Source organism: Streptomyces sp. NBC_01257 (assembly GCF_035917255.1).
In the GTDB taxonomy this organism is placed as follows: domain Bacteria; phylum Actinomycetota; class Actinomycetes; order Streptomycetales; family Streptomycetaceae; genus Streptomyces.
In genome coordinates this window covers 8539390-8554404 of sequence record NZ_CP108472.1, presented here as the reverse complement: position 1 = coordinate 8554404, position 15015 = coordinate 8539390, and the positions used below count along the sequence as shown (strand labels likewise).

Here is a 15015-nt window from a genome sequence, read left to right as displayed (position 1 = left end):
GGGAGCGGAGCGGCCGGTGGTGAGCGGAGGCCTGTGGCGGTGCGCTCGGAGTGGTGGGTGGGTTCAGGCCGCGTTGCGCGTGGCCGTGGGACGGCGGCGCCGGCCGGTCTCGGTCAGGGCGGGCGGGTTGTAGGCCATGTCGAGGGTGCCGATGTCGGTACCCGGGGGGACGATGGCGTCGATGCGGTCGAGGATCTCGTCGTCGAGCGTGGTGCCCATGCCGTCGAGGAGGTCCTCGAGGTGGTCCATGGTGCGCGGCCCGATGATGGCGGAGGTGACGCCGGGGTGGGCGATAGTGAAGGCCACGGCAAGGTGGGACATCTTGATGCCCGCCTCGTCCGCGAGCGGGATGAGCTGCTCGACGACGTCCAGGCGGCGCTCGTCCCTGAGGTGCTTGAAGCCGAAGGCTGCGCGGTGGGTGTCGACGGCCTCGCCCTTGCGGTAGCGGCCGGTGAGCAGCCCCTGGGCCAGGGGGCTCCAGACCAGGGCGCCCATGCCGTACTGCTCGCACAGGGGCAGGACGTCGCGTTCGATCCCGCGGTTGAGGATCGAGTACGGCGGCTGCTCGGTACGGAAGCGCTGCAGGCCGCGCCGGTCGGCGACCCACTGGGCCTCGACGATCTCGGCGGCCGGTGTGGTGGAGGAGCCGATGGCCCGGACCTTGCCCGCCCGCATCAGGTCGGTGAGCGCGGAGAGCGTCTCCTCGACGTCCGTGTCCGGGTCGGGGCGGTGCATCTGGTAGAGGTCGATGTGGTCGGTCTGCAGGCGGCGCAGCGAGTCCTCCACGGCGCGGACGATCCAGCGCCGCGAGTTTCCCTGCTGGTTGGGGTCGTCCCCCATCGCGACGTGCGCCTTGGTCGCCAGGACGACGTTGTCCCGGCGGCCCTTCAGGGCTTTGGCGAGGATCTCCTCGGACTCACCGCGTGAGTACATGTCGGCGGTGTCGACGAAGTTGATCCCGGCGTCCAGCGCCCTGTGCACGATTCGGGTGCAGTCCCCGTGATCGGTGTTGCCGAAGGCGCCGAACATCATGGCGCCCAGGCAGTAGGGGCTGACCTTGATCCCGGTCCGTCCCAGCGTGCGGTACTGCATGGTGTTCCTCCTCTGGGCTGCCGGTCGGAGGCCCGGCTAGAATGAAACCGGAACACCGTTCAGCAACCACAATACGGAACAACGTTCCGCAGCGCAAAAGGGAACCCTCCATGCCTGATCGCCCTGCCGGGGAACCGGCCGCCCGCCGTGTACGGCCCGACGTCCGGCGCAACCTGGACGCCCTGCTGACCGCGGCCGCCGAGGTCTTCGCGTCGGACGGCGTGGACGCCCCCGTGCGGCGGATCACCGCCAGGGCCGGGGTGGGGTCGGGCACCCTCTACCGGCACTTCCCGCAGCGCTCCGACCTGATCACCGCCGTCTTCCGGCACGAGGTCGACGCCTGCGTCGAGGCGGCTCCCGCTCTCGCCCAGCAGTACGAGCCGGTCGAGGCCCTCACCCGGTGGCTCCAGCGCTTCGCACAGTTCGTCGCCGCCAAGCGCGGCCTCAAGGGCGCCCTGCACTCCGGCGACCCCGCGTACGAGAGCCTGCCCGCCTACTTCCAGAAGAGCTTCCTCCCGGTCGTGACGGAGCTGCTGGAAGCGGCCAGCACCTCCGGTGGTATCCGGACCGACATCCCCCCGTTCGACCTGCTGCGCGCCGTCGGCGACCTCCTCGCGCAGGATGACGAGGACTACACCCGGCGCATGATCACCCTGCTGGTCAACGGCCTCCGCCACCAGGCGGACGCCCCGCTCCCCATGCCGGCCGAGGACTGAACGGCGGCGGCCGTGGGCTGACGACCGACGGCCCCCGCGCTCCCCGCCTCAGCCGGCGGCGGCGCGCTCCGGCCGCGCGTCTTCGGACCGTGGCAGCCTCGTGGCCCCGGCCGCCGCGAACAGGCAGAACCCGAGCACCCACCAGAACGTGTCGCCGAACGCCGCCGGGACGTCCGCGCCACGGGCGGACAGCCGGTCCTGAAGGATCACCGCGAGGGCAGCGGTACCCACCGAGCCGCCCACCGTGTTGAGCAGGTTGAGCGCCCCGGAGGCACGCGGAAGGTACTCGGGCTCGATCCGGCTGTAGACGATGTTCATCACCGGCGCGCCGACCATGGCCATCCCGACGCCCCGGACCGCGAGCGCCGCCACGACTGCGGTGTCCGGGAGTTCGTGGCCGAGCTGGGTGAACGGAGCCGTGCCCAGGAGGATCAGCACGATGCCGGTGACCACCAGGGTCCGCGGCGCGACCTTGTCGATCGTGCGGTTGACCAGCACCGAACCGGCCGCCGCTCCCAGCCCCTGGGGCGCCAGCAGCAGCCCCGCCTGCCAGGCCGGCATCCCGCGTCCGGTCTGGAAGTACAGCGGCAGCAGGAACATCGTGCCGAACACCGAGGCGCCGAGGACCAGCAGCGCCACGGCCGCGGCGCCGAAGGGCGGCCGGGCGAACAGCCGGGGGTCGACCAGCGGGGTACCACGGGTCCGCAGCCCGTGCACGGTGAAGCCCGCCAGCATCACCAGCCCCGCGCACACGCCGGCCGTCGCCGGCAGGGTCCTGCCGTGGGCCACCTCGGTCAGCCCGTACACGAACACGGCGAGCCCGGGCGAGAGCAGCAGGGCCCCGCGCAGGTCGAACGCGGTCCGCCGGGTGGAGGGCGGCACGACGGGCACGTGGCGGCGGGCGAGCAGCACGGCGGCCCCGCCGATCGGCAGGTTGACCAGGAACAGCCACGGCCACGGCGCCACGGCGAGGACGGAGCCGCCGGCCAGCGGGCCGAACACCGGGGACAGGAGCGGCACGACCGCGACGACGCTGATCACCCGTCCCGTCCGGCCGGGGCCGGCGATCCGGGCCAGCAGCGCCTGACCGGTCGCGGGAAGCAGCCCGCCGCCGAGGCCCTGGACCACCCGGAACACGATCAGGCTGGTCACCGACCAGGCGCACGCGCACAGGACGGAGCCGAGCAGGAACACGCCCACGGCGACGAGCCAGGTCCGCCGCCCGCCGAACCGGTCGGCCAGCCAGCCGGACGCCGGCACGGCGGCGACCACGGCGAGCAGGTAGGCGGTGGTCACCCACTGGATCTCGGCGACGGAGGCACCGAACTCATCGGTCAGGGTGCCGATGCCGACGCTGACGATCGTGGCGTCCAGGGTCGCCATGAAGGTGCCGAGCACCAGGATGAACGCGGTTCTCAGCAGTTCCCTGTCCACTCGCCCGGCGGGCGGCGCGGTCTTCCCGCTCATCGGCCCTCCAGCAGATCGCGCACGTCGTCGTCGAGGTGCTTGTCCATGCCGCGGAGCAGTTCGAGCAGTTCGCCGGCGAGTCCCCCGACGTCCGTGCCCGCCCGGTGGGCGAGCACACCGGTCCAGCCGTCACCCTCCGGCATGACGGTCAGGGTCGCGGGGTGGTGCGTGGACTCGCGGAAGCGGGTGCCGACGACGGTGAGCCCCGGGGCGGGTTCACGCAGGCGGTCCGGGTCGACCGGGTAGTTCTCGAACACCACCATGCTGTCGAACAGCCTGCGTCGCCCGGTCAGCCGTTCCAGGTCGGACAGGGCGACATGGTGGTGCTCGACCAGCTCCCGCTGCCGGGACTGGAGTGCGCTGAGCGTGTCGGCGAGGGTGCCGGTGAGCCGTGCCCGTACCGGCACGGTGTTGGCCAGCAGCCCGATGATCTCCTCGACGCCCGCCAGCTCCGGCGGCCGGCAGGACACCATCGCGCCGAAGCAGACGTCCGTGTGCCCGGACCGCCGGGCGAGCAGCACCGCCCACGCCCCCTGCACCAGCGTGTTCCGGGTCAGCCCGCGCCGGGCCGCGAGGCGGGTCAGGCCGGCCACCAGCGATGCGTCGAACTCGATCACCTCGGGTTCCTGCCAGGCAGGACCGGCTTCACCACCGCCCAGGTAGTCCCCTTCGGGCAGCCCCGCCAGCTCGTCCGCCCAGGCACCGAGGTCCGGCTCGTTCCCGGCGAGCCAGTCCAGGTAGCCGGCGAACGGGACGGGGGCCGGCAGCTCCGGAGCCCCGCCGCGCGTCCGTGCCGTGTAGAGCGCGAACAGTTCGGTGAGGATGCGCGGGGCCGACCAGCCGTCGGACAGCGCGTGATGACTGGTCATCACCAGCTCGGCGCGCTCGGGTCCGCGCCGGATCACGGTGAGCCGGAACAGCGGGCCCCGGGCGAGATCGAACGGCTCCGCGAGATCCGCGGCCAGCACCTCCTCCACGGGCTCGTCGGTGACCCGGAACTCCGGCCGTGGCAGCACCGGGATCACCGCCAGGGAGGCGGGGAACACCGCCCCCAGGTTCGGGTGCCGGGCCAGCAGGTCGTCGCCCGCGGCCCGCAGCGCGTCGGTGTCGAGCCGGCCGGCGAGCGAGAACGCCGACTGCACGGTGTACGGGTCGGGGTGCTCGGTGCGCGAGTGCCGCAGCATCACCTCCTGGAGCGGGGTGAGCGGCTGTACGCCGGCGACCGGGCGGTCCCGGTCGAGCGCGCCGATCTCCGGTGCGGCGGCGATCCGCAGGAGCGCGGTCCGCAGATGTCCGGCCAGTTCCTCGATCCCGGCGGCCGTGAACAGCGCGGCCGGCCAGGTGATCCGGATCCCGAGCGCGTCGTCCCGCACCAGGGCGTTGACCATCAGGCCGTACGGGAGCGGCATCGCGTCGGAGCCGTTCGAGCCGAGCGGTCCGGCGTCCGGGGGCGTCTGCCACGCCGTCTCCCGGTCCGGGGTGGCGGGGTACTGGCCGAGGTAGTTCCAGGCGATCTCCGGCCGCACCGGGTCCAGCAGGCCGGCCGCGGTGAGGATGCCGTACCCGAGGCCGTCGCCCTGGGCGCGCAGCCGCTCCCTGACCGCCCGCACGTCGTCGTCCGCGTCGAGCCGCACGGGGTGGACGGCGGTGAACCAGCCGACGGTCTGGGACAGGTCGACGTCCCGCGGGCGGCCGTGGCTCTCCAGCGCGACCAGCACCTGCGGGGTGCCGCGCCACTCCCGTACCGCCTGCGCGAGCGCCGTCAGCAGGACGGCGTCCGGGGTGGTGCGGTAGGCGGCCGGCAGGGTCGTGACCAGGGCGCGGGTCGACTCGGCGTCGAGCCGGATCTCGTGGTGCCCGGCGGTGGCCACGGTGTCCCGGGCGGGGTCCAACGGTCCGGCGAGTGCCGGAGTGGCGTCCATCCGCCGCCAGTGCGGCAGTTCGGCACGCCGGTCGGCGTCGTGCAGGGTGCACGCCCAGCCGAGGAACGACTGGCCGTGCCGGGTCAGCGCGCCGCCGGAGTGGGCGTGCTCCAGGTCGTCCAGCAGGACGCGCCAGGAGACTCCGTCGACGGCCAGGTGGTGGGCGACGAGGGCCAGCCGGCCCGGCCTGCCGGGTCCCGCGTCCACCCACAGGGCGCGCAGCAGCGGACCGGTGCGCGGGTCCATCGACGCCTGGGCGGCGGCGATCGCGGCATCGACCGCGCCCCGGAGGTCTTCGGTGGCCGGCACCCGGGTCAGCACATCGGCCCCGGTCACCGCGCCGGCCGGCGGGATGCGCAGCACGTCGCCCGCCAGCCTGCCCCGCAGCACGTCGTGACGGGCCAGGACGTCGTCGAGCACCGCCCGCCAGGTCGTCTCGTCGCCGCCCGGCGGGACGCAGATCTCCGTCCACTGGCAGAACCCGTCCGCGGCCGCTCCCGCGCGGCGCAGCAGGTCCCGCATGACCGGGGTCAGCGGCGCGTCCCCGACGGCGGGGGCCACGTCGCCGTCGAGGGTACGGGCGCGGGCGGCGATCCCCGCGACCGTCTCGCCGTCGAACACGTCCCGCGGGGTCAGGCCGAGGCCCTGCCGCCGGACCCGGGAGACGAGTTGCAGCGACACGATGCTGTCCCCGCCTATGTCGAAGAAGTTGTCGTCCGGGCCGATGTCGTCGGTGCCGAGGACGTCGCGGAACACGGCGAGCAGGACCGCCTCCGCCTCGGTGGCGGGTTCGCGCCGGGCGACGGCGGCGGTCTCGGGGGCGGGCAGCGCGGCGGCGTCGAGCTTGCCGCTGGGGCTCAGCGGCAGCCGGTCGATGGGGACGAGTGCCGTCGGCACCATGTGGTCGGGCAGTTCCGCGGCCAGGTGGCCGCGCACGCCCGCGGTGTCGAGGCCGGCGCCGTCGGCCGGGATGACGTATCCGACGAGCCTGCCCTCCCGCATGATCACGGCGCAGGCGCGCACGTCGGGGTGGCCGGTCAGCACGGACTCGATCTCGCCCAGTTCGACGCGGAAGCCGCGGACCTTGACCTGGTGGTCGGCGCGGCCGAGGAACACCAGCTGTCCGTCGGGCCGCCATCGCACCAGGTCGCCCGTGCGGTACATCCGCTCGCCCGGCGGACCGAACGGGTCGGCGACGAACGTGCCGGAGGTCAGACCGGGGCGGCCGAGGTAGCCGCGGGCCAGGCTCGGCCCGCCGAGGTACAGCTCGCCGGTCACCCCGGTGCCGACCGGCTGGAGCCCGCCGTCGAGGACGTACGCGCGGATGTTGGGGTCGGGGCGGCCGATGGGCAGCGGTCCCTCGTCGTCCGGGTCGTAGTGCCAGGTCGTGGAGTTGATGGTGACCTCGGTCGGTCCGTACGCGTTGAACAGCGCCCGGCGGCCCCTGCCCCAGCGGCGCGCCAGCTCCGGGTCGAGGCGCTCGGCGCCGACGACGAAGAACACGTCGGGGTCGACGGTGCGGTCGTCCGGCATCGCGGCCAGGAACGACGGGAGCAGGTTCACTCCGGTCACCCGGTGCTCGACGATGTAGTCGAGCAGTTCGTCGCCGGGGACGCGCACCTCTTCGGGCGCGATGACGGACGTGCCGCCGGACAGCAGCGGCACCATGGTCTGCCAGAACGCGACGTCGAAGCTCGTCGACGCGAAGTGCAGGTACCGGTCGTGCTCGGTGACGCCGACGACCTCCTCCTGCAGCGCGACGAGGTCGGGCACGCCCCGGTGGGTCACGCCGACTCCCTTGGGGCGCCCGGTGGTTCCGGAGGTGTAGATGACGTAGGCGAGCGCGTCCTCGGTGAGCCCGGCGCGCGCCTGGGCCGGGTCGTCGTCCGGTACGGAGGCGAGGGTGGCCGGGTCGTCGAGACGCAGGACGGGGATGTCGCGGTCGACGGGCAGTTCGGCGCCGGTCGTGACGGCCGCTGCCGGGGCGATGTCGTCGAACATGTAGGCCAGCCGCTCGCGCGGATAGCTCGCGTCCATCGGTACGTACACCGCGCCTGCCTTGGCCACGGCGAACAGGGCCACGGTCATCTCGACGTCGCGGCCGATGAGCACCGCGACCGGGTCCTGCGGCCGTACCCCGGCCCCGATCAGCGCGTGGGCCAGGCGGTTGGCGCGCCGGTCGAGTTCGGCATAGCTCAGGCTGCGGTCACGGCAGACCAGGGCCTCGGCGCCGGGCTTGCGGCCCACCCACGCGGCGAACTCGTCCAGCCAGTGGCCGCGGGCCCGGGCGGCGGCGGTGTCGGTGCCGGTCCGCAGCATCGTCGCCCGCTCGTCGGCGTCGAGGACCGGCAGTCGGAGCGCGGGGCGTGCCGGGTCGTCGACGATCTCGCGCAGGAGGTGGTGCAGCCAGCGGCCGTAGTCGCGGACGGCGCCGGCATCGAAGGCGCGCGGCTGGTAGCCGAGGCCGATCGTGATCTCGTCGTCCGGGATCACGATGACGGTGAGGGCGTAGTGCGTGGCGTCGGTGATGTCCACCCCGGCCAGGTCGAGCCCGGGGGCGAGGGGAGTGCGCTTCCGGCTGGACAACGGGAAGTTCTCCATGACCAGCATCGTGTCGAACAGTTCGCCGATGCCCACGGCCCGCTGAATGCCCGGCAGGCCGACGTGGTGGTGCTCGGCCAGGGCGACGCTGTCGGCGTGCACCCGTGCCAGGAGGTCGCGCACGGTCTCGTCCTGGGTGTGCCGGACGCGTACCGGGATGGTGGTGCCGAGCTGGCCGATCATCGATTCGACGCCGTCGACCTCGGCGGGCCGCCCGGACACCGGGCAGCCGAACACGACGTCGCGGCGCCCGGTGAGCCTGCCGAGGAGCAGACCCCACGCGGTCTGGAGGACGGTGGTCAGGGTGACGCCCTGCTCGCGGGCGAACGCGCGCAGCCGGTCGCTGAACTCCCGTCCCAGTCCGACGGTCTCGCGGCCGGGCCGTTCGACTCCGGCGCCGGTGCTCGCGGGTGCCAGCCGCGTCGCGTCGTCGACGCCGGCCAGCGCGTCCCGCCATGCGGCGAGCGCTGCTTCGCCGTCCCGGTCCGCCAGCCACCGGAAGTACTCGGACAGCGGCGGGGCGGAGGGCGCGGCGGGGCCTCCGCCCAGTTCCGCGTAGAGGGCGAGCAGGGTGCGGCCGACCAGCGGCATCGACCAGCCGTCGAGCAGGGCGTGGTGGTTGGTGATCACCAGCTTGTGCTCGGCGGGCCCGACGCGGGACAGCAGGAAGCGGATGAGCGGCGGGCGGGCCGGGTCGAAGGGTCGCTCCAGATCGGCGCGGGCCGCTTCGGGGAACCGGTCGTCCTGCCGCCAGTCCAGGGCGATGTCCGCGGGGATCACCTGCACCACGTCGTCCCCCGCCGTGGCCAGGTGGACGCGCAGGGCCGGGTGGCGGCGCAGCAGTTCGCGCGCCGCCTCGGCCATGCGCTCCGGGTCGAGTTCACCGGCGAGGGTCGTCACGGCCTGGACGACGTAGACGTCGGTGTCGTCGCCGTCGCGGACCATGGTGTGGAAGGAGAGCCCGACCTGGAGGGGGGTGGCGGGGAGGACGTCGGTGACGCGGCCGGTGCGTTCGAGGGCGTCGATGGCGCTCTGGTCGATGTCGACCAGCGGCAGGTCGGAGGGGGTGAGTCCGCCCGGGGTGTGGAGCGCGTGCGCGGCCAGTGCGTCCAGGGCTGCGGCCCAGGCGTCCTGGAGGGCCGCCACGGCTTCGGTGCCGAGCACCCCGGTCGCGGCGGTCCACTCGACGGCGAGCCGGGGTGTGTCGCCCTCGTGGACGAAGCAGTTGAGGGCCAGCACCTGTTCGAGGGCCTTGGCGTCCGGCTCCGTCACCGCGAAGGCGTCGTGTTCCGGCAGCCGCCACCCGGGGGCGGACAGCGGGGCGAACCTGCCGAGGTAGTTGAGCAGTACGTCCGGCGGCGGGGTGGCGGCGAGTGCGGGGCCGGTCTCCGGGTCGAGGTGGCGCAGGACGCCGTAGCCGATGCCCCCGTCGGGGACGCCGCGCCGGGCCTCCTTGGCGGCGCGCAGCGCCTGCCCCACGTCGTCGGACGCGGGGACACGGACCGGGTACTCGCTGGTGAACCAGCCGACGGTGCGGGCCAGATCGAGGTGTTCCCGGCCGTGCCCCTCCATGGAGACGGTCACGGCGTCGCCGCGCAGGCCCCATCCCCGCAGGGCGAGGACGAGTGCGGCCAGGAGCACTTCGTCGGCCCCTGCGCGGTACGCAGCGGTGAGGGTGGTCAGGACCGCTTCGGTGGCCTCGGCCGAGGCCACGGTGACGGAGCGGTGGGCGGTCGACACCGTGTCCCGTGTCCGGTCAAGGGGCCGGGCGCCGAGCCGGGACGCGGCGCCCAGCGCCGTCTGCCAGTGGGCGAGTTCGCCCCGGCGTGCGCCGGTTGTGCCCTGCTCGGCGAGGAGCGTGGCGTGCCGCCGCCAGGAGGCGCCGACGGGTTCGGGCGTGCCGCCCGTGCAGGCCGTGTGCAGGTCGGGCAGGAGGATGCGCCAGGACACACCGTCCATGGCGAGGTGGTGCACGACGACGACCAGCCGGTCGGCCGTGCCGTCGCCGCTGCGGAGCAGGGCCGCCCGCAGCAGGTCTCCGGAGCGCGGGTCGAGTTCGTCCGCCAGCCGCCGGGCCAGGCCGGTCACGTCCTCGCCGCGGGTCTCGGCGACGACGGCGCGCACCATGCCCCGGGGCAGTACCTCCAGTCCGCCGGCCACCCGCAGCCGCAGCGCGTCGTGGTGGTCGAGCACGGACTGGACGCCCCTGACCAGGTCGTCGTGGGAGAGTCCGTCGACGTGCAGGGCGGTCCACTGGGCGTATCCGGCGACGGCGTCCACGTCCGGATGGGGGTCGAGGAGGCCGCGTACGATCGGCGGCGCCGGTACGGCTCCGACCGGGTCGTCCGCCGGGCCGGCTGCTTCCGTCAGGAGTTCGGCGGAGGCGGCGAGCGAGGCGAAGGTGCGGCGGGCCAGCAGGTCGCGCGGTCGCAGTCCGATGCCCAGGGCCCGCAGTCTGCTGCTGACGGTGATCGCGGTGATGCTGTCGCCGCCGAGGGCGAAGAAGTCGTCGTCGACACCGACGCGTTCGACGTCGAGGGCATCGGCGAGGACCGTGCACAGCAGCCGCTCCCGCTCGGTGCCCGCTTCCCGGCCGGCGCCGGACAGGGCCGGTGCGGGCAGTGCGGCGCGGTCCAGCTTGCCGTTGGGGGTGACCGGCAGCCGGTCCAGCACCACCACGGCCGCGGGGACCATGTGTTCGGGCAGCCGCCCGGCCAGGTGGGCCCGCGCCTCGTCCCCGGTGACGGAGGCGGACACGATGTAGCCGACCAGCCGGGTCGAGCGGACACCGGCGGCGGATGCGGTGACCCCGGGAACGGCCGCGAGCGCGGCCTCGACCTCGCCGGTCTCCACCCGGTGGCCGCGGATCTTGACCTGTCCGTCGCCGCGGCCGCCGTACTCCAGGCCCCGGCCCGGGACCCAGCGGGCCAGGTCGCCGGTGCGGTACATCCGCTCCCCGGGCTCGCCGAACGGGTCGGCGACGAACCGCTCGGCGCTCGCGCCGGGCCTGCCGAGGTAGCCGTGGGCCAGATGAGGACCGGCGAGGTACAGCTCGCCGGGCGTGCCGTGGGGCACCGGCTGCAGTGCGTGGTCGAGCACGTAGATCCGGGTGCCGGCGAGCGGGTGGCCGATCGTCGGCTCGTCGCCGTCGATGCGCGCGGTGGTGCTGTCGACGGTCGCCTCGGTCGGTCCGTACATGTTGCGCGCGGTGATCCCGGACGCGGCGACCCGCCGCCACAGCGCGGGCGGGGTGGCCTCTCCGCCGAGGACCAGCAGGGTCGGTGCCAGGTCGAGCAGTCCGGCGTCGATCAGCGGCGAGGCCATCGACGGGGTGGTGTCCACGATGTCGATGCCGTCGCGGGCGAAGGCGGCGAGCAGCGCGTCGGCGTCACGGGCGGTCTCGGTGTCGTAGACGTGCATTTCGTGCCCGCAGAGCAGCCACACCAGGTGGTCGAACGCGGAGTCGAAGGCGAACGAGTAGGTGTGTGCGGCGCGCAGCCGTCGTCCGGCGGCCTTCTCGGCCTCCGCGACGACTGTGGACCGTTGGTGGTGCACCAGCCCGGCCAGTCCGCCGGCCCGGCCCAGTACGCCCTTGGGGCGTCCGGTCGAACCGGAGGTGTGGATGACGTAGGCGAGGTGGTCGGGGTGGCGGGGTGCGGCGAGTTCGCCGTCGGTCAGGGGTGTGCCGGGCAGCACGGCGGCCTCGGCCGTCAGGGTGGTCCAGGCCGACCCGTCGACTGTTCCGTCGGTCAGTACGAGCGCGGGGCGGGTGTCCTCGATCAGCTCGCGCAGCCGCTCGGGAGGGTGGGCGGCGTCGAGCGGCAGGAAGGCGGCGCCCGCGTCGAGTACGGCCAGCAGCGCGACCACCGAGTCGGCCGAGCGCGGCAGGGCCAGGGCCACGACATCCCCGGCGCCGATGCCGCGGGCCCGCAGCGCGCGGGCCAGCCGGTGCACCCGTTCCGCCAGCCGGCCGGCGGACAGCCGCTCGTCACCGCAGACGAGCGCGGTCCGCCCGGGACCGGCGGCGGCCATCGCGTCGAGCGCGTCCGGCACGTGCGGGGCCGTGCCCGGCAGCGCGGGCGGGCACCAGTCCGCCATCAGCCCCTCGTCACCGGCCAGGGAGATCCGTCCGACGGGCAGGCCGTCCGTCAGCCCGGTCAGCAGGGTGCGCAGCCCGGACAACAGGCGGTCGACGGCCGCCTGGTCCCTGGTCCCGGCATCGACCTCGAAGCCGAGCAGCAGTCCGCCGTCACGGGTGGGCAGGACGCTCAGCCCCATGTCCTCCGGCGGGCCGCCCGCCACGTTGCGCATCGCTCCGGCGGCGCCGGCGAAGTCGAGAGCGAGGTCGAAGGCCTTGAGGTTGATCCCGCGTCCGTGCAGCAGCGCGCCCGCACCGGGCACGCCGAGGTCGCGCGGCAGGTCCTCGCCCCGGTAGCGCTGGTGCTCACGCATCTCGCGCATGGCGGAGGCGACGCGCCGGCTCAGCTCCCCCAGTCCGTCGCCGCCGCGCACGGTGACGCGCAGCGGCAGCACGTTGACGGCCATGGAGGGGGTGCGCAGTTCGGCGGAGTCCGTCCGGCACATCAGCGGCAGCGCGAACACCACGTCGGTGCGGCCGAGCATGCGGTGCAGGAAGGCGGCGTAGCCGGCGATCAGGGCCTCGCCCCAGGTGACGCCCTCGGCGTCGGCGAACGCGCGCAGCCGGGCCGTGTCCTCGGGGGTGAGTGTCGCGCGGGCGGTCAGTGTGCCGCCGGCCGGGCCCGCGGTGCCGGAGTCGTCGGCGGAGCCGAGGTCGGGCAGCGGGGTGAACCGCGCGACCCAGTAGGCGCGGTCCTCCGCGAACCGGTCGCCGTCCCGGTAGGCCCGGTCGGCGGCGACGAGCCGGGCGAAGGTGCCGAAGGTCGACCGCGGCACCTCGGTGCCGCGCACCAGGGCGGTGTAGCGGGCGGCGGTCCGCCGGGCGAGCATCGCGGCGGTGTAGCCGTCGAAGACCAGGTGGTGGCCGAGCTGGGTGTACCAGACCTCGCGGTCGGAGAGCTTGATGACGGTACGTGAGCAGAGCGGCCGGCCGGTCATGCCGCGGCAGGCCTCGGCGGTCCGTGCGCGCTCGGCGTCGACGAGCTCCTGGGCGGCGGCCACCGGGTCGGCCGCTCCGCTGACGTCGACGACCTCGGGCAGCGGGACCGGTTCGTCGCTCACCGCCTGGCGGGGTCCGTCCGGGGTGTCGTACACCCGCAGCCGCAGCGTCTCGGCCTCCTCGGTGGTCGCCCGGACCGCCTGGGCCAGCGCTTCCGCGTCGACCGGCTCGCTGCCGGTTATCTCCACCACGTCGCCGACCACGTAGTACGGCGAGTCGGGTTCGAGGCGCTGCGCGTTCCAGATGCCCGACTGGGCACTGGTCAGGGCGAGAAGGCCGTCCGAGGGCGCGCTTGCGGGGCTCAACTTACTCTCCTTGAAGTGTGGGAACGACCATCGGTGTGCCGGTCACCGGGTCGGGGACGACGACGCTCGGCAGGTCGAACACGTCCTTGATCAGGGCGGCGTCCACGATGTCCCCGGGCTCGCCCTCGGCGACCACCCGGCCGTCCTTCATCGCGACCAGGTGGTCGGCGAAGCGGCATGCCTGGTTGATGTCGTGCAGGACCGCGACCACGGTGCGGCCCTCGTTGCGCAGCCTGGCGAGCAGGCCGAGGAGCTGGTACTGGTGCGTGATGTCGAGGAAGGACGTCGGCTCGTCGAGCAGCAGGCAGGAGGTCTGCTGAGCGAGCACCATGGCCATCCAGACGCGCTGCCGCTGCCCGCCGGAGAGTTCCCGCACCGGCCGGCCGGCGAGGTCGGCGACTCCGGCGGCCGCCATCGCCCCGTCGACGGCCTTGTCGTCGTCCGCCGACCACAGGGCCAGCATCGACTGGTGCGGGAACCTTCCCCGGCCGACGAGTTGACGGACCCTGATGTCCTCGGGTGCCAGCGGGTCCTGCGGCAGGAAGCCGAGTTGTCTGGCCAGTGCCTTGGTCGCGTAGCCGCCGACCTCGCGGCCGTCGAGCTCCACCTGCCCCGATGCGGGGCGCAGCAGCCGGACCAGGGCACTCAACAGGGTTGATTTTCCACAGGCGTTGGGTCCCACGACGGCAGTGAACGCGCCGTCGGGTATGTCGAGGCTGAGCCGTGTGGACACGACCCGGTCTCCGTAGCGCAGGGTGATCTCCCGCGCCGTCAGGCGTGCGGTCACGCGCGCCTCACCTCCTTCGTCAGCAGCCAGATCAGATAGCAGCCGCCGATCGCGGTGCTCACCACGCCCACGGGCAGGGCCACGGGTGCCAGCAGCATCTGGGCGATCAGATCGGCGCCCAGCAGCAGCACCGCTCCGGTGAGTGCCGCCGGGAGCAGCGGCACTCCGGCCGCGCCCGCGAGCCGGCGGCCGATCTGCGGGGCGGCGAGCGCGATGAACGCGATGGGTCCGGCGACCGCGGTCACCGTGGCCGTGCAGCCGACACCGACCAGCACCATGAGCACGCGCAGCCGGTCGAGTGCGACGCCGGTGGTGACGGCGACGGCGTCGCCGAGCGATGCCTGATGCATGGCGTGGGCCCGTACGGTCATCAGGGCGAGCAGCACGGCGATGACGGTGAACGGGATTCCGAGGTCCTCCCAGCCCACGCCGTTGAGCGATCCGGCGCTCCAGCCGACCGCTGCGATCGCCACCTCCAGGTCGGCCCGCAGCACGATCCAGGAGTTGACGGCGGTGACCATCGCGTTGACCGCGATGCCGATGACCACCAGCCGCATTCCGGAGAAGCCCTGCCGGTACGACAGCAGGTAGATCGCGGCGGCGACGAGCAGTCCGCCGAGCACCGACCCGGCGGCCAGTTGGGCGGAGGTTCCCGAGAGCACGGTGAGGGCGACGAGGGCTCCGGTGTAGGCACCCGCGTCCAGGCCGATGACGTCGGGGCTGCCCATCGGGTTGCGGGTGAGGTTCTGGAAGAGCGCCCCCGCCACCCCGAGTGCGGCGCCGAAGACGAGCCCGGCCAGTACCCGCGGCAGCCGCCAGTCCCGGATCACCACGGAGTGGTCCGTGCCGGTGAGTACGGCGAACACCTTGCCGGGGGACGACCATGACGCCCCGTAACACAGCCCCAGCAGGCCGAGGCCCAGCATCAGGGGCACCAAGGCGGCGATCAGGACGACGGTGCGGCGTTCGATCCGCGGTCCGCGCGGGC

The 15015-nt window shown here is 73.9% G+C and carries 6 protein-coding genes; 1 reads left to right on the top strand and 5 read right to left on the bottom strand.

Annotation, left to right across the window (positions count from 1 at the left end; translation table 11 throughout):
• Window positions 1–63: 63 nt before the first annotated feature.
• Entirely contained in the window at window positions 64–1092 is a 1029-nt protein-coding gene (locus tag OG408_RS37240) for an aldo/keto reductase (RefSeq protein WP_326673921.1), read from the bottom strand.
• Window positions 1093–1202: 110 nt separating this feature from the next.
• On the opposite strand from OG408_RS37240, the gene OG408_RS37235 reads away from it, so the two are divergent.
• Window positions 1203–1808, top strand: coding sequence for a TetR/AcrR family transcriptional regulator (locus OG408_RS37235; protein ID WP_326673919.1), 606 nt, complete (start codon window positions 1203–1205; stop codon window positions 1806–1808).
• A 48-nt stretch (window positions 1809–1856) separates the two neighbouring features.
• Here OG408_RS37235 and OG408_RS37230 read toward each other — a convergent pair whose 3' ends face one another.
• The 4 genes from OG408_RS37230 to OG408_RS37215 are packed head-to-tail and all read right to left on the bottom strand — an operon-like array spanning window position 1857 to window position 14953.
• Window positions 1857–3275, bottom strand: coding sequence for a DHA2 family efflux MFS transporter permease subunit (locus tag OG408_RS37230; RefSeq protein ID WP_326673917.1), 1419 nt, complete (start codon window positions 3273–3275; stop codon window positions 1857–1859).
• Window positions 3272–13240, bottom strand: coding sequence for a non-ribosomal peptide synthetase (locus OG408_RS37225; RefSeq protein ID WP_326673915.1), 9969 nt, complete (start codon window positions 13238–13240; stop codon window positions 3272–3274). The genes OG408_RS37230 and OG408_RS37225 overlap by 4 nt, the downstream gene beginning before the upstream one ends.
• Window position 13241: 1 nt before the next feature.
• Entirely contained in the window at window positions 13242–14027 is a 786-nt protein-coding gene (locus tag OG408_RS37220) for an ABC transporter ATP-binding protein (protein ID WP_285564532.1), read from the bottom strand.
• On the bottom strand, window positions 14024–14953 hold the full coding sequence (locus tag OG408_RS37215) for a FecCD family ABC transporter permease (RefSeq protein ID WP_326674646.1): 930 nt from the start codon (window positions 14951–14953) through the stop codon (window positions 14024–14026). Before OG408_RS37215 ends, OG408_RS37220 begins: the two co-directional genes overlap by 4 nt.
• Between the last annotated feature and the right edge of the window lie 62 nt (window positions 14954–15015).